We start from the raw sequence: 1,315 nt of genomic DNA, 5'->3' as shown, positions 1-1,315 counted from the left end.
ATTATCTAGAAACAAAACAAAACCGCAACCCTTATGGCCGACGTAAAATTAGCAGTAAAAATCATATTTGAGTTAAAGAATTTTGTCACTCAGGTTGTTAGTCGGGAAGGTGTAATTGACTGTTTCCGAAATTCTGCGAAGGATTTTACACGAAACCGAAAGCTGCCGTTTGATCGGCTGGTTTTACTGATAGCAAAACTATGTAAGAAGACGTTAAGCATCGAACTCGAAGGTTTTTTTCAGGAATTAGGATTAGATAATGGCTGTTCAGTAAGTGCTTTTACACAACAGCGAATCAAGCTCAAGGCCTCCTTTTTTTACTGGTGGAACCAAGTTCTTTGGCAGAGTTATTATCATTATAGTGGGGAAAGTGCTCATCGGTGGAATGGCTTAAGAATTATTGCGGCGGATGGCTCCAATATCAGTTTATTGAACACACCTGCCCTGACCAAACACTTTGGTGGCCAATCCAATCATCATGCGAGTTTTACACAGGCTAAGACATTTTACTACTACGATGTGCTGAACGAGCTAGTGCTTTTCCCCCGGATTGAACCCTACCGCTATGGAGAGGTACAAATGGCCTACGAAGGAATCAATCAGCTTACTGCGGATATGCTGGTGATCTATGACCGTTATTTCTGCAGTTATAAGATGTTCGCCCTGCATCTTTGGGCCGAACAGCAGATTCCTTTTGTTATTCGGGGGAATGAGAACCAAAACATGGTTAAGAAATTCATAGCCAGCGGTAAGCGATCGGACATCGTACAGCTTACTCCTTCTGCTGCCGCCATTACCGGTCTAAAAGAAAGCGGTTATATAATCAACAGAGAAACCCTGGTGGAGGTCAGACTTATCCGGGTAGAACTGGAAAAAACGATTGAAGTTCTGGTGACCAACCTATCCGAATCGGACGGCTACAATGATGATCAGTTCAAAGCGCTTTATTTCCTGAGATGGGGAGTGGAAACCAACATATCCATACAAAAGAACATTATGCAACTGGAGTCTTTCAGCGGGCTAACAGTTGAATCGGTCGAACAAGATTTTTATGCTACCGTTTTTATGACTAATCTTCATTCGGTACTTATAAAAGATGCACAATCCTCTGTAAACCAGCTGTCCCAAAACAAAAAGTATCCTATGAAAGTAAACAGGAATAAATCGTTTGGAAAGCTTAAATCCAGTCTTATATCGCTCTTTATTCAGCAGGATCCCCAGCAGATACTTTTAATCCTGCACGGTCACTTTATAAGGGACACTTTGCCAGTCCGAAAAAACAGATCATTTCCCAGGATTAGGAAAAACAAGCCCG

General features: G+C 41.9%; 1 protein-coding gene. It reads left to right on the top strand.

All coding sequences use genetic code 11. The features are described from left to right. Positions 1-33: 33 nt before the first annotated feature. Positions 34-1,315, top strand: a 1,282-nt coding sequence (locus P2W72_RS15645; protein ID WP_276364564.1) for an IS4 family transposase, incomplete at its 3' end; no start/stop codon positions are given.

This window comes from Daejeonella sp. H1SJ63 (genome assembly GCF_029360775.1).
Taxonomy (GTDB): Bacteria; Bacteroidota; Bacteroidia; order Sphingobacteriales; family Sphingobacteriaceae; genus Daejeonella.
Note: the sequence above shows the minus strand (reverse complement) of the source record. Positions and strands in the feature narration are given on the sequence as shown.